The organism is Streptomyces sp. PR69, assembly GCF_026420845.1.
Taxonomy (GTDB): domain Bacteria; phylum Actinomycetota; class Actinomycetes; order Streptomycetales; family Streptomycetaceae; genus Streptomyces.
Genome location: NZ_JAOWCB010000001.1, coordinates 146208 through 161641, shown reverse-complemented (window position 1 = coordinate 161641; position 15434 = coordinate 146208). Strand labels below are relative to the sequence as shown.

Here is a 15434-nt window from a genome sequence, read left to right as displayed (position 1 = left end):
GCGTCACAGCGGCAGACGTCACAGCGGCGGTCATGGGCGGGCGGTCAGCTCCTGCCGTGCCGCAGGGCGGGGTGAGCCCCTGCGGCGACCAGATCGGCGACGGCGGCCTTCGGGTCCCGGCCGGTGACCAGGGACTCCCCGACAAGCACCGCGTCGGCGCCGGCGTTGGCGTAGGCGATCAGATCGTGCGGGCCGCGGACGCCCGACTCGGCGACCTTGACGATCCCGGCGGGGATCTCGGGGGCCACACGCTCAAAGGTGGAGCGGTCCACCTTCAGGGTCTTCAGATCGCGGGCGTTCACCCCGATGATCTTCGCTCCGGCGTCGACCGCACGCTCGGCCTCTTCCTCGTCGTGCACCTCGACGAGCGGGGTCAGACCGATCGACTCGGCGCGCTCGATCAGCGAGACCAGGGCCTCCTGCTCCAGGGCGGCCACGATCAGCAGCGCCAGGTCCGCGCCGTAGGCCCGGGCCTCCCAGAGCTGGTACGAGGTGACGATGAAGTCCTTGCGCAGGACGGGGATGTCGACCCGGGCGCGGACCGCCTCCAGGTCGGCGAGCGAACCGCCGAAGCGGCGCTCCTCGGTCAGCACGGAGATGACGGCCGCGCCGCCCGCCTCGTAGTCGGCGGCGAGGCCGGCCGGGTCGGCGATGGCGGCGAGCGCGCCCTTGGACGGGCTGGAGCGCTTGACCTCGCAGATGACCTGGACGCCTTCGCCGCGGAGCGCGGCGACGCCGTCCCGCGCCTGGGGCGCCTGGGCGGCGCGCTCCTTGAGCTCGTCGAGGCTCACGCGCGCCTGCCGCTCTGCGAGGTCGGCGCGCACGCCTTCGATGATCTCGTCGAGCACACTCACGCGAGCGGCCCCCTTCCGGGACGGTGGTGATGGAACAGGATCAGCCAGGTCGATGGTATCCGCACGGGGACACAGGGTTCGCATCCGGTTGACGTCTGTCCCACTACCTGGGACTTCAGGGTGCGAGAGCGGTTCCGAAGGGGAGGTTGCGGACCACGCTGAACACCAGAAGAACACCTCCCAGTGTCCACCACCATCCGGCGGCGAGCGAGACACGCAGATCACGGCCCTGCACGGACCGGATGAGCCACAGCGTCCAGACGACGGCGAAGACGCCGTAGCCGACGACCGCGGGCGCGTTCGCGCCGAGGGCGGTGGGCAGGTCGCCGTGGATGAAGGCGTGGGCGCTGCGCAGCCCGCCGCAGCCGGGGCACAGCAGACCGGTGTACGTCAGCAGCGGGCAGGCCGGGTAGTGGCCGGGTTCGTTGGGATCGACGGAGCCGACGTAGGCGAATGCGGCGGCGACGGAGGCCAGGGCCGCGGCGGGCGCGGCGAGCCGCCGCGCAAGCGACGCGGGCGGCCGGGGGACGTGCATCCCCCGGTCCCCCTGGCGCGGGCCCCAGCCCGTCCGACCGCCGCCCTGCGGACCTGCCGGGCCGGACAGGCCGGGGGAACCAGACAGGCCAAGCTGGCCGGACTGGCCGGACGCGGCATACAGCGAGGCACCGCCGACATGCGAGCCCGCGCCCACACCCGGTGAACCACCCCCACGGCCGGACGCGGCAGACTGGCCGAGCCGGCTGGACGCTGCATACGGCGCGGCGCCGTCGGCGTCCGCGCCCGTACCCATACGCATGCCCGTACGCGTACCCGCGCCCGCGCCCGACGAGCCGGCCCTGTGGCCGGACGCGGCAGACTGGCCGGGCTGGCCTGCCGGACTGGACGGACTGGACGGGCCGGACGGGCCGGACGGGCCGGACGCGGCATACGGCGAGGCACCGTCGGCGTCCGCGCCCATGCCCATGCCGGTACCCGCGCCCGCGCCCGACGAGCCAGCCCTGTGGCCAGGAGGCGCGGGCGGCCGGGCGGAGGCCGGTACGTCTCGTTCCGGCGGGCCGCCGGCCACCCTCTGCACGCCTTCTTCCGCCGCCGCGGGCATGCCCGGCGACGCATGGCTGCGTGAAGCAGCCGAGCGGACTGTCTCCACGGGCGCAGGCGCACCCGCTCCCGCAGCGGGAACGGAAGTGGGGCGACTGCGGTGGGCAGCTGCCACGGACGCCGCCCGGCGCTCCGCCGGATCGGCGGCGACGCCGCCAACGGCGGCCGCGGGCGCCGCCCCCGCCGTGGGACCGGGAGCGGGCCCGCAGGGGCGTACGACAGGCTCGGACGCGGCCGGAGCCACGCCCGGCGCGGGCGCTGCCGCTCCCCCCGCGGGACCGGGCGGGGGGCCGCCCGGCCGGGCGGGGGGCTCTGCTGGAGCCGCAGCCCCGTCCGGCGACGCAGCAGACGCCGCGGACCGGTCGACGGACTCGGAGGGCCCGGTGGCGGCCTCGGAGGGGGTCGGACGGTCTCCGGGCAGGACAGGGGGTGCAGGCTTGGCGTCCACGCGGTGATTCTCCCCGTTTATGCACCGAGGGCGCAGCCCGGCAGGCCGGGGCTGCGCCCTACGTGTGCGTCATGCGTCAGACAGGAAGCGTTCAGGAGGCGGCGGACTCCGCCGGGACCGCGGCGGCGGTGTCACGGGGCTGGACGCGGACCGGTGACTGCTTCGGCATGCCGAGGCCCGCGGCCTTCATCGCGGCGCCGACGACGCCGCCGAGGATCACCACGCCCATGCCGGCCCAGAAGCCGAGCGGGTTGGCCGCGACCATGAAGACGCCCGCGACGCAGAAACCAATGAAGGCGATGGTGACACCGGTCCAGGCGGCCGGGGTGTGTCCGTGGCTGCTGCCCGCCATGAGTTGCTCCTCGTTGCTAAAGGCTAAAGATCTGTTGTGAGGTCTGTCGTCAGCTGAGCCGGGTGCTCATCAGACATTGTCCCGTACGCCGGGAGTGGTACGTGAGCCGGGGCCGTGAGCGCCGCGCTCACCGGTCCGCAGTACGCGCCTGTCCACCGTCCTCCCGGGTGGGGTCCTCCCCGCGGTCCAGGGCCTTCCACAGGTCCTCGGGGCGGTCTGGGTCGACGGCCGCCGCCGCGCTGCGGGTCCGCGGGCCGCCGTCGCGCTCGTACCGGCCGGACATGGCGGGCCAGCGCGTTCCGTACCGCAGGGCGAGGACGCCCGCGAGCAGGATCAGCACCCCGCCGGCCACGGTGACGTACGGCCAGCCGGTGTGGGTGAGCGCCTGCACCGTCGCGGCCAGGTCGCCGGTGGTGCGGGCGGCCGCTTCGTCCAGGGCGGCCCGGTCGGCGGCCCCCAGGGCGGCGGCGACGGCCGCTCCCGCGCCGCTGAGGGCGAGCAGGGCGGCGACCAGCAGCCGGCCCGCGCCGCGCACCGCGAATACGGCGACCAGCGCGGCCAGACCGACGACGGCGAGTGCCGTGGGCAGTCCTGTGACATCGCCGCCCTTGGCGCGGAGGGGCAGGGTGCCGCCGCCGACCGCGGCCTGGCCCTCGGCCCAGACCTGGCCGGAGGCGAGCAGCACGACGGCCGCGCCGACCGCGCCGAGGAGCAGGGCCGCGGCGAGGCTGCGGCGGCTGCCCGCGGGAGCGGTGCGGGGGGCCGGGGTGTCGGTATCCGGGGTGTCGGGCCCGGTGTCCGGGCTGTCGGGGTCGGGGCCGGTGTGGGGTACAGGCGCTGCGCTCACATACCCCACTATCCCTTACACCCCGGATCACCCGTTCAGCCGGCTGCGCTCAGCTGGTTGCGTTCAGCCGGTTCGCGGTGTGGACGGCGCGCAGCACCGCGGCCGCCTTGTTGCGGCACTCCGTGTCCTCGGCCACCGGGTCGGAGTCCGCCACGATGCCCGCCCCGGCCTGCACATACGCCGTGCCGTCCCGCAGCAGCGCGGTGCGGATGGCGATGGCGGTGTCGGAGTCGCCGGCGAAGTCGAGATAGCCGACGCAGCCGCCGTAGATGCCGCGCCGGGACGGCTCCAGTTCGTCGATGATCTGCATCGCGCGGGGCTTCGGCGCACCGGAGAGAGTGCCCGCCGGGAAGCACGCGGTCAGCACGTCGAAAGCGGTGCGGCCCGCGGCGACCTTGCCGGTCACCGTCGAGACGATGTGCATCACATGCGAGTACCGCTCGATGGACATGAAGTCGACGACCTCGACCGTGCCGGGCTCGCACACCCGCCCAAGGTCGTTGCGGCCCAGGTCGACGAGCATCAGATGCTCGGCGCGCTCCTTGGGGTCGGCCAGCAGCTCCTCCGCGAGGTCGTGGTCCTCCTGGGGAGTGCCGCCGCGCGGGCGGGTCCCGGCGATCGGGTGGAGCATCGCATGCCCGTCCTCGACCTTGACCAGCGCCTCCGGGCTGGAGCCGACGACGTCGAAGCCCTCGAAGCGGAAGAGGTACATATAGGGGCTGGGGTTGGTCGCCCGCAGCACCCGGTAGACGTCCAGCGCGCTCGCGGTGCACGGGGTCTCGAACCGCTGCGACGGCACGACCTGGAAGGCCTCGCCGGCCCGGATGCGCTCCTTGACGTCCTCGACGGCCTCCTGGAAGGCGGGACCGCCCCACAGGGCGGTGTACGGCGGGAGCTCGGAGGGCGGCAGGGCGGCGGGGCGGGAGGCGAGCGGCCGGGTGAGGTCGGCCTCCATCGCGTCGAGGCGGGCCGCCGCGTCCGCGTACGCCTCGTCGACTCCGCTGTCGAGGTCGTTGTGGTTTATGGCGTTGGCGATCAGCAGGACGGTGCCGTCCCAGTGGTCGAGGACGGCCAGGTCCGAGGTGAGCAGCATGGTCAGCTCGGGCAGTTTCAGATCGTCGCGCTCTCCCGGGCCGATCTTCTCCAGCCGGCGCACGATGTCGTAGCCAAGATAGCCGACCATGCCGCCGGTGAAGGGCGGCATGCCGGAGACCAGGTCGCGGGGGGTGTGCAGGGCCTCGACCGTGGCGCGCAGCGCCGTGAGGGGGTCGCCGTCGGCGGGGACGCCGACCGGCGGGCGGCCCAGCCAGCGGGCCTGCCCGTCCCGCTCGGTGAGGGTCGCGGCGGACCGTACGCCGATGAAGGAGTACCGGGACCAAGAGCGGCCGTTCTCCGCCGATTCCAGCAGGAAGGTGCCGGGGCGTTCGGCGGCGAGTTTCCGGTAGAGCGCGACGGGGGTGTCGCCGTCCGCCAGGAGCCTGCGGCTGACGGGGATGACGCGCCGGTCGGCGGCGAGCTTGCGGAAGGTCTCGAGGTCCATGGCGTGTGACCCTACTTGCCCAGGGGGAGCACATCGGCGTCGAAGCAGGTGCGCGCCCCGGTGTGGCAGGCCGCGCCCACCTGGTCGACCTTGACCAGAACCGTGTCCGCGTCGCAGTCGAGCGCGACGGACTTGACGTGCTGGACATGGCCGGAGGTGTCGCCCTTGACCCAGTACTCCTGGCGGCTGCGGCTGTAGTAGGTGCAGCGGCCGGTGGTGAGGGTGCGGTGCAGTGCCTCGTCGTCCATCCACCCCAGCATCAGCACCTCGCCGGTGTCGTACTGCTGGGCGATGGCCGGAATCAGCCCGTCGGGGCTGCGCTTGAGGCGGGCGGCGATGTCCGGGGCGAGATTGCTGCTCATGGGGACATTGTGCCGCGCCCCAGGTGGCCGTCCGGCGGTGCGCCCACTGGGCGGACAGGGGTCCGCCGCCGTACCCTGGCGGGCATGTCGACCCATGCGAAGCGTGAACGGCTGCTGTTCGCCGACCTGTTGGAGGCGGCGGGACCCGAGGCCCCCACCCTGTGCGAAGGCTGGACGACCCGTGATCTCGCCGCTCACATAGTGCTCCGGGAGCGACGGCCGGACGCGGCCGCCGGGATCGTGCTGGGCGCGCTCAAGGAGCGTATGGACCGGGTGCAGTCGGAGTTCGCCGCGAAGCCGTACGAGGAGCTGATCCAGCTGATCCGCACGGGGCCGCCGCGGATGTCCCCGTACGGGATCAAGCAGATCGACGAGGCCGCGAACACGGTCGAGTTCTATGTCCATGCCGAGGACGTGCGCCGGGCGCAGCCCGAGTGGACCCCGCGCGAGCTGGACGGGGTCTTCGAGAACGCCCTGTGGTCCCGCCTGGAGAAGGCGGCCCGGCTCCTGGGCCGCCGCGCCCCGGCCGGCCTCGTCCTGCGCCGCCCGAACGGCCAGACGGCAGTCGCACACCGCGGCACACCGGTGGTCACGGTCACCGGAGAGCCCGGCGAGCTGATCATGTTCATGTACGGCCGCCAGGACGTGGCGCGGGTGGACCTGGAGGGCGACAAGGAGGCGATCGCGCGCGTACGGGAGGCGAAGCTGGGCCTCTAGGCCCCCTTCCCGGGGCACCGCTCCCCGGACCCCGGTTGTCGGGGGCCCCGCCCCGGACCCCCGCTTCTCAAGCCCGGAGGGGCTGAATTTCAGCGCGGCAGGTCCGCCCGCCGCACGGAGGCGCGGAGCAGTCCGTAGACGCCTCCCCCCGCGCAGATCGCCGCGCTGGCGGCGAAGACGGGCGCCGTGCCCCACACGGCCACGGCCGCACCCGTGACCGGGAAGCTGAGCGGCGCAAGGCCCAGACTGAGCAGTGTGGCCACGGAGGTGACCCGGCCGAGGTAGGCCGGGTCGCTCTGCGTCTGCAGCAGCGCGTGGCACAGGACCCCGTTCAGACCGGTCAACAGACCGATGACGACTGCGACGGCCGCCGCGGCGGCGGCGCTCGGCACCAGGGCGAGCGACGCGATGGCCGCCGAGCCGACGACGATCGCCACGCCCTGGACGAGTCCGGCGCGCGGCACCCTGCCCCGTACGGTGAGCAGCAGGGAGGCCGCCCCCGACCCGACGGCGAAGCCGGCGAGGATCCAGCCCATGCCAGCCGCGCCCCAGCCGCGCTCATCGGCAAGCAGCACCAGCCCGATGTTCAGCGGGCCGACGAAACCGAGGTCGCTCAGCCCGATGACCACCAGCAACGGGCACAGCACCCGGTGGCGGCGGACATAGCGCAGCCCTGCGACCAGATCCCGCAGCGGGGTCGTAGGCGGCGCCGGGGCGGTTGCCGACGCGTCGGCGGGCAACGGGGACAGTCGTACAGCCAGCAGCAGCGGCACCGAGAGCGCGAACAGCAGACCGGCGGCGCCGAAGGCGGCGACCGGGCCGCCGACGGCGACGGCGAGCCCGCCCAGCGGTGCGCCGACGACGGTCGCGAGCCGGGTGGCGAGGCCGCGCATGCCCTGGATCCTGGCGAGTTGCCCGGATGGGGCGATACGGGGCGGGAGCGCGCCGACGGCGGGCATGAACAGAGCGTCGAGCACCCCGAACACGACGGCGACGGCCGCGAGCAGCCACAGGCCGGGGTCGGCGGCGAGCAGCAGAGCGGCGAGGCCGAGCACGACGACGGCACGTGCCGCATCGCTGCCGATGACGACCCGGCGCGGCCCGACGCGGTCGGCGACCACGCCGCCGCCGAGCATCAGCAAGGCGCGAGGCACGGCGCTGACCGCGACCACCACGCCCGCCTCGGCGGGGCTGCCGCCGCGTACCGCTGCCCAGGACAGTGCCAGGTAGTAGATGCCGTCGCCGACGGCGGAGGCCGTGTATGCGCTGGCCCACCGCAGCACATTGCCGTCGCGGTAGGCGGGGCGTTCGGGAGGAGACGCCGCCGTGCCCGCGCCGGGCACGGCGGCGTTCTCACATGTCCGACGGCTCATGCGGCGGCCGTGCCTGGATCGAGCGGCGCCGACGTCGGCGCGTCACACCATGGGCGTTGTGTGCGAGTCGCTGGGCGTCGCGGCCCGGCTCCCCGGCTGTCGCGTGCCGTCCGGCGGGCCCGTCGTCTGTGAAGCGGACCATGATCGCAGGCATGTGATCATGGTAGAGCCGTCAGCGCACCGGGTGACCGGAATTTCGGAGGGTCTCCTTGACCTGGGAGATCCGCAGATCGCCGAAGTGGAAGACCGAGGCCGCGAGCACCGCGTCCGCGCCCGCGTCGATCGCCGGGGGGAAGTCCGCCAGCCGGCCCGCGCCGCCGCTGGCGATGACGGGGACCGTGACGTGCTTGCGCACGGCGGCGATCATTTCGGTGTCGTAGCCGTCCTTGGTGCCGTCGGCGTCCATGGAGTTGAGCAGGATCTCGCCGGCGCCCAGCTCGGCCGCGCGGCAGGCCCATTCGACCGCGTCGATGCCGGTGCCGCGGCGGCCGCCGTGCGTGGTGACCTCGAACGATCCCGTCTCGGTGCGGCGGGCGTCCACGGACAGCACCAGGACCTGGCGGCCGAAGCGCTCGGCGATCTCCTTGATCAGCTCGGGGCGGGCGATGGCCGCGGTGTTGACGCCGACCTTGTCCGCGCCGGCCCGCAGCAGTTTGTCGACGTCCTCGGCGGAGCGGACGCCGCCGCCGACCGTGAGCGGGATGAAGACCTGCTCGGCGGTGCGGCGCACCACGTCGTAGGTCGTCTCGCGGTTGCCGGAGGAGGCCGTGATGTCGAGGAACGTCAGCTCGTCGGCGCCCTCCGCGTCGTACAGCTTGGCCATCTCGACCGGGTCGCCCGCGTCGCGCAGGTTCTGGAAGTTGACCCCCTTGACGACCCGGCCGTTGTCCACGTCCAGGCAGGGGATGACTCGGATCGCGAGCGTCATGCGCCGTCGCCTCCTCGGTCGTCTCGGTCTTCGCGGTCTCGGTAGGCCTCGACCTCGACTTCGACGACCAGATTGGGGTCGACGAAGCCGTCGACGATGAGCATCGACGCGGCCGGGCGTACCCCGCCGAACAGCTCCTTGTGTGCCCGGCCCACCTCGTCCACGTCGCGGGCGTGGGTGATGTACATACGGGTGCGCACCACATGCTCCGCCCCCAGGCCGAGCTCCTTCAGCGCGTCCAGCGCCACACCGAAGGCGGTCATGGCCTGGTCGTACGGGCCGCCCGCGGCGATGTGGCCGTTCACGACCGAGGTGCAGCCGGAGACGAGGACCAGCCCGTTGGGCAGCTCGACGGCCCGGGAGTAGCCGAAGGCCTCCTCCCAGGGGCCGTTGGAGCCGATGCGGCGTACGGCGCCGGTCATGCCCGCCTCACCGTCGCGAGCGCTTCTTCCAGGGTGAACGCCTTGGCATACAGGGCCTTGCCGACGATGGCGCCCTCGACGCCCTGCGGCACCAGGGAGGCCAGCGCCCGCAGGTCGTCCAGCGAGGACACGCCGCCGGAGGCGACGACGGGCTTGTCGGTGGCGGCGCAGACATTGCGCAGCAGCTCCAGGTTGGGGCCCTGCAGCGTGCCGTCCTTGGCGATGTCGGTGACGACGTAGCGGGCGCAGCCCTCGGAGTCGAGGCGGGCCAGCGTCTCGTACAGATCGCCGCCGTCGCGCGTCCAGCCGCGGCCGCGCAGCGTGGTGCCGCGGACGTCCAGGCCGACCGCGATCTTGTCGCCGTGCTCGGCGATGACCTTGGCGACCCACTCGGGGGTCTCCAGGGCGGCGGTGCCCAGATTGACCCGGGTGCAGCCGGTGGCCAGCGCCGCGGCCAGGGAGGCGTCGTCGCGGATGCCGCCGGACAGCTCCACCTTGATGCCGTGTCCCGCGAGGCTCCCGGCGACCTCCGCGATCAGCTCGCGGTTGTCACCCGTGCCGAACGCGGCGTCCAGATCCACCAGGTGCAGCCATTCGGCGCCCGCGCGCTGCCAGGTCAGGGCCGCTTCCAGCGGGGAGCCGTACGAGGTCTCCGTGCCGGACTCGCCGTGCACCAGGCGTACGGCCTGACCGTCGCGGACGTCGACTGCGGGGAGGAGTTCAAGCTGCTGAGCCATGATCAGAGGGTCTCGATCCAGTTGGTGAGGAGCTGGGCGCCGGCGTCGCCGGACTTCTCGGGGTGGAACTGGGTGGCCCACAGGGCGTTGTTCTCGACGGCGGCCACGAACCGCTCGCCGTGTGTGGCCCAGGTGACGCTCGGGGACCGCATGGCGGGGTTGGTGATCTGAAGCTCCCAGTCGTGCACGGCGTAGGAGTGCACGAAGTAGAAGCGGGCGTCGGGGCCGACGCTGGCGAAGAGCCGGCTGTCGGCGGGGGCCTCGACGGTGTTCCAGCCCATGTGGGGGACGACGGGGGCCTTCAGCGGTCCGACGGTGCCGGGCCACTCGTCGAGCCCCTCGCTCTCCACGCCGTGCTCGATGCCGCGGGCGAAGAGGATCTGCATGCCGACGCAGATGCCCATGACCGGGCGGCCGCCGGAGAGCCGGCGGCCGATGACCCAGTCGCCGCGGGCCCGCTTCAGCCCCTCCATACAGGCGGAGAATGCCCCGACGCCGGGCACGAGGAGTCCGTCCGCGTTCATGGCGGCGTCGTAGTCACGGGTGATCTCGACATCCGCGCCGACGCGGGCGAGGGCCCGCTCGGCGGAGCGGACATTGCCGAAGCCGTAGTCAAAGACGACGACCTTTTTCGGTGTGCTCATGCTGCTACTCCCAGATTCCCTGAATCCGCAGGACGCCGGCGAGCAGGCACATCGAGGAGGCGAGCGCCAGCAGGATGATCACGCCCTTGGGCATCTGCTGCCTGGAGAAGGAGTACGCGCCGCCGGCCAGGAACAGCCCCACCGCGATCAGAACGGTCGACAGCCCCCTCATAGCGCGCCCTTCGTGGAGGGCAGAATCCCCACCGCCCGCGGGTCGCGCTCCGAGGCGTAGCGCAGGGCCCGCGCCAGGGCCTTGAACTGGCATTCCACGATGTGGTGCGCGTTGCGCCCGTACGGCACATGCACATGCAGGGCGATCTGCGCCTGCGCGACGAACGACTCCAGGATGTGGCGGGTCATCGTCGTGTCATAGGCGCCGATCATCGGGGCCATGTTCTCCGGCTCGCTGTGCACCAGGTAAGGGCGGCCGGAGAGGTCCACCGTCACCTGGGCGAGCGACTCGTCCAGCGGGACGGTGCAGTTGCCGAAGCGGTAGATGCCGACCTTGTCGCCGAGCGCCTGCTTGAAGGCCGCGCCGAGCGCGAGGGCGGTGTCCTCGATGGTGTGGTGGCTGTCGATGTGCAGATCGCCGTCGGTCTTCACGGTGAGGTCGAACAGACCGTGCCGGCCCAGCTGGTCGAGCATATGGTCGAAGAAGCCGACCCCGGTCGACACATCGACCTTTCCGGTGCCGTCGAGGTCTATCTCGACGACGACCGAGGTCTCCTTCGTGGTGCGCTCGACTCTTCCTACGCGGCTCATGAGCCCTGCTCCTTCTTCAGTGCGCGAACCGCATCGAGGAACGCGTCGTTCTCTTCGGGCGTGCCTGCGGTGACCCGCAGCCAGCCCGGCACGCCGTTGTCACGGACGAGGACGCCCCGGTCGAGGAGGAGCCGCCATGCCTCGTGGGCGGCCCCCTCGCCGTCGAACCGGCCGAACTGGACGAAGTTGGCGTCGGATTCGGTCACCTCGTAGCCGGTCGCGCGCAGCTCGGCGACGAGCCGGTCCCGCTCCCGCTTGAGCTGCTCGACGTACTTCAGCAGCGTATCGGTGTGCTCCAGGGCGGCGAGCGCGGTGGCCTGGGTGACGGCGGAGAGGTGGTACGGCAGGCGCACCAGCTGGACGGCGTCGACGACGGCCGGGTGGGCCGCGAGATAGCCCAGGCGCAGTCCGGCCGCGCCGAAGGCCTTCGACATGGTCCGGGAGATCACCAGGCTGGGACGGCCCTCGATCAGCGGCAGCAGCGAGGGGCGGTGGCTGAACTCGACGTACGCCTCGTCCACGACCACCAGCGACGGCTTGGCCGCCTGGGCCGCCTCGTACAGCGCGAGAACGGTCTCGGCGTCGACCGCCGTGCCGGTCGGGTTGTTGGGCGAGGTGATGAAGACGACGTCGGGCCGGTGCCGGGCGATCGCGGCGGACGCGGCCGCCACGTCGATGGTGAAGTCGTCACGCCGCGGACCGGAGATCCAGCCGGTCCCCGTGCCCCGTGAGATCAGGCCGTGCATCGAGTACGAGGGCTCGAAGCCGATGGCGAGCCTGCCGGGGCCGCCGAAGGTCTGGAGCAGCTGCTGAAGGACCTCGTTGGAGCCGTTGGCCGCCCAGACGTGTCCCGGGCCCACCTCGTGTCCCGCGGTGCGGGTGAGATAGCGGGCCAGCTCGCAGCGCAGCTCGACCGCGTCCCGGTCGGGGTAGCGGTTGAGCCCGCGCGCGGCCTCCCGCACCCGCTCGGCGATCCGCTCGACGAGCGGCTCCGGCAGCGGATAGGGGTTCTCGTTGGTGTTCAGCTGTACGGGGACGTCGAGCTGCGGCGCGCCGTAGGGGGACTTGCCGCGCAGCTCGTCCCGGATGGGCAGGTCGTCAATCCCGAAGGTCACTGGCCGGGCACCTTCCACTCGAACCTGGCCTTCATCGCGGCGCCGTGCGCCGGCAGGTCCTCGGCCTCCGCGAGCGCCACCACATGGTGGGTGACCTCGGCGAGCGCGTCGCGTGAGTAGTCGACGACGTGGATGCCGCGCAGGAAGGACTGCACGGACAGACCGGAGGAGTGGCAGGCGCAGCCGCCGGTCGGCAGGACGTGGTTGGAGCCGGCGCAGTAGTCGCCGAGCGAGACCGGGGACCACGGCCCGACGAAGATCGCGCCCGCGTTGCGCACCCGTGCGGCGACGGCGGCGGCGTCGGCGGTCTGGATCTCCAGGTGCTCGGCGCCGTACGCGTCGACGACCTTCAGGCCCTGCTCCACTGTGTCGACGAGGACGACGGCGGACTGGCGGCCGCTGAGGGCGGGCACGATCCGGTCCTCGACATGCTTGGTGGCGGCGATCTGGGGCTCCAGCTCGCGCTCGACGGCGTCGGCGAGCTCGACGGAGTCGGTGACCAGGACGGCGGCGGCGAGCGGGTCGTGCTCGGCCTGGCTGATCAGGTCGGCGGCGATGTGCACCGGGTCCGCGGTGGAGTCCGCGAGGATCGCGATCTCGGTGGGGCCCGCCTCTGTGTCGATGCCGATCTTTCCGGTGAAGTAGCGCTTGGCGGCGGCGACCCAGATGTTGCCGGGTCCAGTGACCATGTTCGCGGGTGCGCAGTCCTCGGTCCCGTACGCGAACATCGCAACGGCCGTCGCGCCGCCGACCGCGTACACCTCGTCCACGCCGAGGAGGGCGCAGGCGGCGAGGATCGTCGGGTGCGGCAGGCCGCCGTGTTCTTTCTGGGCGGGTGAGGCCAGGGCGATGGACTCGACGCCCGCCTCCTGGGCCGGCACCGCGTTCATGATCACGGAGGAGGGGTAGACGGAGCGCCCGCCCGGCGCGTACAGGCCGACGCGCTCGACCGGCACCCACTTCTCGGTCACCGTGCCGCCGGGGACGACCTGTGTGGTGTGCTGGCTGCGGCGCTGGGCGCGGTGGACGGTCCTGGCGCGCCGGATCGACTCCTCCAGAGCGGCCCTGACCTGCGGGTCGAGCTGCTCCAGCGCGTGGGTGAGCGCTGCGGCGGGCACCCGCACCTGGTCAAGGGTGACCCCGTCGAACTTCTCGGTGTACTCGATCAGCGCCGCGGTGCCGCGATGATGCACGTCCTCGCAGATCGGCCGCACCTTCGCAAGGGCGGCTTCCACGTCGAACTCGGCACGGGGCAGCAGGGCACGCAGGGCAGCGCCCTCGGGGAGGGCGTCGCCGCGCAGATCGATTCGAGAGATCACGGCACCAATTCTCTCAGACCCCATCAGGCCATCGGTCCCCCGTATCACTGGCTGATACACGCCCACCCACCCCACGACGTGACCATGACCACTAGCGTTCAGTCCGTCACTCAGCGGGAAGAACAGCTGTACGAACTTCACGGAAGCGGAGGGGCGGCAGTGACCGAGCCGCTGGACGACGGGCCGCCGGAGGGGCTGAGCCCGACCGAGCTGCGGATGTGGGAAGCCTTCAGAAGCGGTAGCACCTGCGATCTGAGCGAATCCGATCCGGTGCGCAACGACCCCTTCTCCCCCTGGCCGTGGGGGGCCGACCGAAGCGTCCGCGCCTCCGTCGTGGCCCGGCTGCTGCTCAGCGGCCCGTCGGCGAAGCCCGGCCGGGTCGCCGCCCTCAAGCTCCGGGGGGCGAACATCTCCGGCACGCTCAAGCTCGCCGGCGGCAACGTCACCCCGTATGTCGAGCTGACCGGCTGCCGCTTCGAGAGCGAGCTGCTCATGCCGGAGGCGCATTTCACGACGGTGCGCATGGTCGGCTGTGCGATTCCCCGTCTGGAGGGCGCCCGGCTGCGCACGGAGGGCGATCTGCATCTGCCGCGCTGCCGTGTCGAGCACGGCATCCGGCTCACCGACGCCCAGATAGGCACCGATCTGCTGCTCAACCAGATCCAGGTGCGGCCGGACCGCAGGGGCCGGGCGATCGCCGCGGACGGCCTGTCGGTCGCACAGGACTTACAGGCCGAGCTGATCGAGACATACGGGGAGGTCAGCCTGCGCGGCGCGACGATCGGCGTGTCGCTGAGCCTGCGCGGCAGCCGGCTGCGCGCGGCGGCGGAGCGGCGCGCGCTGAACGCGCCGCAGCTGTCGGTGGGGCGCACCCTGTATCTGACGGCCGCCTGGGTCAGCGAGGTCACCGGCAACCAGGGCGCGACGCCCCCGTTCGGCCTCGGCCGCGCCTCGCGGGGCACCCGGCTCCAGCCCTTCGAGTGCCACGGCGGGGTGCGGCTCGACGACGGCCGGTTCGGCGACGCGGTGGATCTGTACCGGGCGAGATTCGCGCTCAGCCCCCGCGAGGAGCTGTCGCTGCGCCGGATCGTCACCCCCGAGCTGCGGTTCAATGCGCAGCGGCCGGAGGAGGGGCGGGTGGTGCTCAACGGCGCCAAGGTGGTGACCCTGATCGACCTGGCGGCGAGCTGGCCGGGCCCCGGCGGGCTGGCGATGGGCGGCTTCGTCTACGAGAACCTCGTCCCGTACGAGGAGTTCCCGCTCAGCCGCCGTCTGGAGTGGGTGGCCTCCGCGACTCCCGAGTACTCCCCCGAGCCGTATGAGCGGCTGGCGACGGTGCTGCGCAACAGCGGCGAGGACGCCGATGCGCGGGAGGTGCTGCTGGCCAAGCAGCGCCGCCGCCGGGAGACGCTGCCGCTCGCCGCGAAGCTCTGGGGATATCTGCAGGACTGGACGGTGGCGTACGGCTACCGGCCGGGCCGGGCGGCGCTGTGGATGGCGGTGCTGTGGGCGGCGGGCGCGATGGCCTTCTCCCGGCTGGACCCCGCGCCGATCCAGCTGGATGAGCACCCGCGGTGGAACGCCGCGCTGTACGCGCTTGATCTGCTCCTCCCGGTGATCAATCTCGGCCAGGAGGGGTACTGGCAGCTCGACACCCACTGGCAGTGGGCCTCCACCGCGCTGATCCTGGTCGGCTGGATCCTGGCGACGACGGTGGCGGCGGGGGCCTCCCGGCTGCTGCGCCGCGGCTGAGGAGCCGCGCGCGGGGCTGGGTCGGGGCGGGGCGGGACGCGTGGCGGAGCGGGGCGTGCGGGACGCGTGGCGGGGCGGGGCGTGCGGGCCGGGCCGGGCAGGACGCGTGCGGGCCGGGCAGGACGCGTCCCGGCGGGCGTACCTCCCGTGCCGCGCGGCGCCGG

18 protein-coding genes are annotated in these 15434 nt (G+C 72.8%); 2 read left to right on the top strand and 16 right to left on the bottom strand.

All coding sequences use genetic code 11. The features are described 5' to 3' along the window. Window positions 1-44: 44 nt before the first annotated feature. The 6 genes from trpC to hisI form a co-directional block, all read right to left on the bottom strand. On the bottom strand, window positions 45-854 hold the full coding sequence (gene trpC, locus OF819_RS00720) for an indole-3-glycerol phosphate synthase TrpC (RefSeq protein ID WP_267241273.1): 810 nt from the start codon (window positions 852-854) through the stop codon (window positions 45-47). Window positions 855-969: 115 nt separating this feature from the next. Next, complete coding sequence (locus OF819_RS29180; RefSeq protein ID WP_416370439.1) at window positions 970-1650, bottom strand: DUF2752 domain-containing protein; 681 nt, start codon at window positions 1648-1650, stop codon at window positions 970-972. Window positions 1651-2491: 841 nt separating this feature from the next. Next, a complete protein-coding gene (locus OF819_RS00710; protein ID WP_267241272.1) occupies window positions 2492-2752 on the bottom strand; it encodes an HGxxPAAW family protein in 261 nt (86 codons plus the stop codon). Window positions 2753-2879: 127 nt separating this feature from the next. Then, a complete protein-coding gene (locus tag OF819_RS00705) occupies window positions 2880-3608 on the bottom strand; it encodes a TIGR02234 family membrane protein (protein WP_416370438.1) in 729 nt (242 codons plus the stop codon). Between the two features lie 40 nt (window positions 3609-3648). Beyond that, window positions 3649-5139 carry an anthranilate synthase component I gene (locus OF819_RS00700; protein ID WP_267241270.1) on the bottom strand — a complete coding sequence of 497 codons (1491 nt, stop codon included), beginning with the start codon at window positions 5137-5139 and terminating at the stop codon, window positions 3649-3651. A gap of 11 nt (window positions 5140-5150) precedes the next feature. Continuing rightward, the gene (hisI, locus tag OF819_RS00695) at window positions 5151-5501 is read right to left on the bottom strand and encodes a phosphoribosyl-AMP cyclohydrolase (protein WP_267241269.1); all 351 of its coding nucleotides are present in this window, start codon (window positions 5499-5501) and stop codon (window positions 5151-5153) included. 84 nt (window positions 5502-5585) lie between these two features. Here hisI and OF819_RS00690 point away from each other — a divergent pair, with 84 nt between their 5' ends. Continuing rightward, a complete protein-coding gene (locus tag OF819_RS00690; RefSeq protein WP_267241268.1) occupies window positions 5586-6218 on the top strand; it encodes a TIGR03085 family metal-binding protein in 633 nt (210 codons plus the stop codon). A gap of 89 nt (window positions 6219-6307) precedes the next feature. On the opposite strand, the gene OF819_RS00685 is transcribed toward OF819_RS00690, so the two are convergent. The 10 genes from OF819_RS00685 to hisD are packed head-to-tail and all read right to left on the bottom strand — an operon-like array spanning window position 6308 to window position 13518. Further along, window positions 6308-7591, bottom strand: coding sequence for an MFS transporter (locus tag OF819_RS00685; RefSeq protein WP_267241267.1), 1284 nt, complete (start codon window positions 7589-7591; stop codon window positions 6308-6310). Beyond that, window positions 7572-7745, bottom strand: a complete 174-nt coding sequence (locus OF819_RS00680) for a hypothetical protein (RefSeq protein ID WP_267241266.1) — start codon at window positions 7743-7745, stop codon at window positions 7572-7574. The genes OF819_RS00685 and OF819_RS00680 overlap by 20 nt, the downstream gene beginning before the upstream one ends. A gap of 18 nt (window positions 7746-7763) precedes the next feature. Beyond that, entirely contained in the window at window positions 7764-8519 is a 756-nt protein-coding gene (gene hisF, locus OF819_RS00675) for an imidazole glycerol phosphate synthase subunit HisF (RefSeq protein ID WP_267241265.1), read from the bottom strand. Further along, a complete protein-coding gene (locus tag OF819_RS00670; protein WP_267241264.1) occupies window positions 8516-8941 on the bottom strand; it encodes a RidA family protein in 426 nt (141 codons plus the stop codon). Before OF819_RS00670 ends, hisF begins: the two co-directional genes overlap by 4 nt. Continuing rightward, the gene (priA, locus tag OF819_RS00665; RefSeq protein WP_267241263.1) at window positions 8938-9678 is read right to left on the bottom strand and encodes a bifunctional 1-(5-phosphoribosyl)-5-((5-phosphoribosylamino)methylideneamino)imidazole-4-carboxamide isomerase/phosphoribosylanthranilate isomerase PriA; all 741 of its coding nucleotides are present in this window, start codon (window positions 9676-9678) and stop codon (window positions 8938-8940) included. Before priA ends, OF819_RS00670 begins: the two co-directional genes overlap by 4 nt. A 2-nt stretch (window positions 9679-9680) precedes the next feature. Then, on the bottom strand, window positions 9681-10322 hold the full coding sequence (gene hisH / locus OF819_RS00660) for an imidazole glycerol phosphate synthase subunit HisH (RefSeq protein WP_267241262.1): 642 nt from the start codon (window positions 10320-10322) through the stop codon (window positions 9681-9683). A 4-nt stretch (window positions 10323-10326) separates the two neighbouring features. Next, window positions 10327-10494: a hypothetical protein gene (locus tag OF819_RS00655; protein WP_267241261.1), complete on the bottom strand. Its 168-nt coding sequence runs from the start codon at window positions 10492-10494 to the stop codon at window positions 10327-10329. After that, the gene (gene hisB / locus OF819_RS00650) at window positions 10491-11084 is read right to left on the bottom strand and encodes an imidazoleglycerol-phosphate dehydratase HisB (RefSeq protein ID WP_267241260.1); all 594 of its coding nucleotides are present in this window, start codon (window positions 11082-11084) and stop codon (window positions 10491-10493) included. Before hisB ends, OF819_RS00655 begins: the two co-directional genes overlap by 4 nt. After that, a complete protein-coding gene (locus tag OF819_RS00645; RefSeq protein ID WP_267241259.1) occupies window positions 11081-12199 on the bottom strand; it encodes a histidinol-phosphate transaminase in 1119 nt (372 codons plus the stop codon). The genes hisB and OF819_RS00645 overlap by 4 nt, the downstream gene beginning before the upstream one ends. Next, window positions 12196-13518 (bottom strand): histidinol dehydrogenase, encoded by a 1323-nt coding sequence (hisD, locus tag OF819_RS00640; RefSeq protein WP_267241258.1) that lies wholly within the window; start codon window positions 13516-13518, stop codon window positions 12196-12198. Before hisD ends, OF819_RS00645 begins: the two co-directional genes overlap by 4 nt. A gap of 159 nt (window positions 13519-13677) precedes the next feature. Here hisD and OF819_RS00635 point away from each other — a divergent pair, with 159 nt between their 5' ends. After that, complete coding sequence (locus OF819_RS00635) at window positions 13678-15270, top strand: oxidoreductase (RefSeq protein ID WP_267241469.1); 1593 nt, start codon at window positions 13678-13680, stop codon at window positions 15268-15270. Window positions 15271-15434: the final 164 nt, after the last annotated feature.

Coding starts and splice junctions, on each gene's coding strand:
- OF819_RS00670 (WP_267241264.1), bottom strand. CDS start 8,941: ATGACCGGCGCCGTACGCCGCATCGGCTCCAACGGCCCCTGGGAGGAG.
- OF819_RS00700 (WP_267241270.1), bottom strand. CDS start 5,139: ATGGACCTCGAGACCTTCCGCAAGCTCGCCGCCGACCGGCGCGTCATC.
- hisH (WP_267241262.1), bottom strand. CDS start 10,322: ATGAGCACACCGAAAAAGGTCGTCGTCTTTGACTACGGCTTCGGCAAT.
- OF819_RS00710 (WP_267241272.1), bottom strand. CDS start 2,752: ATGGCGGGCAGCAGCCACGGACACACCCCGGCCGCCTGGACCGGTGTC.
- priA (WP_267241263.1), bottom strand. CDS start 9,678: ATGGCTCAGCAGCTTGAACTCCTCCCCGCAGTCGACGTCCGCGACGGT.
- hisB (WP_267241260.1), bottom strand. CDS start 11,084: ATGAGCCGCGTAGGAAGAGTCGAGCGCACCACGAAGGAGACCTCGGTC.
- OF819_RS00690 (WP_267241268.1), top strand. CDS start 5,586: ATGTCGACCCATGCGAAGCGTGAACGGCTGCTGTTCGCCGACCTGTTG.
- OF819_RS00655 (WP_267241261.1), bottom strand. CDS start 10,494: ATGAGGGGGCTGTCGACCGTTCTGATCGCGGTGGGGCTGTTCCTGGCC.
- OF819_RS00685 (WP_267241267.1), bottom strand. CDS start 7,591: ATGAGCCGTCGGACATGTGAGAACGCCGCCGTGCCCGGCGCGGGCACG.
- hisF (WP_267241265.1), bottom strand. CDS start 8,519: ATGACGCTCGCGATCCGAGTCATCCCCTGCCTGGACGTGGACAACGGC.
- OF819_RS00680 (WP_267241266.1), bottom strand. CDS start 7,745: ATGCCTGCGATCATGGTCCGCTTCACAGACGACGGGCCCGCCGGACGG.
- hisI (WP_267241269.1), bottom strand. CDS start 5,501: ATGAGCAGCAATCTCGCCCCGGACATCGCCGCCCGCCTCAAGCGCAGC.
- OF819_RS29180 (WP_416370439.1), bottom strand. CDS start 1,650: ATGCGTATGGGTACGGGCGCGGACGCCGACGGCGCCGCGCCGTATGCA.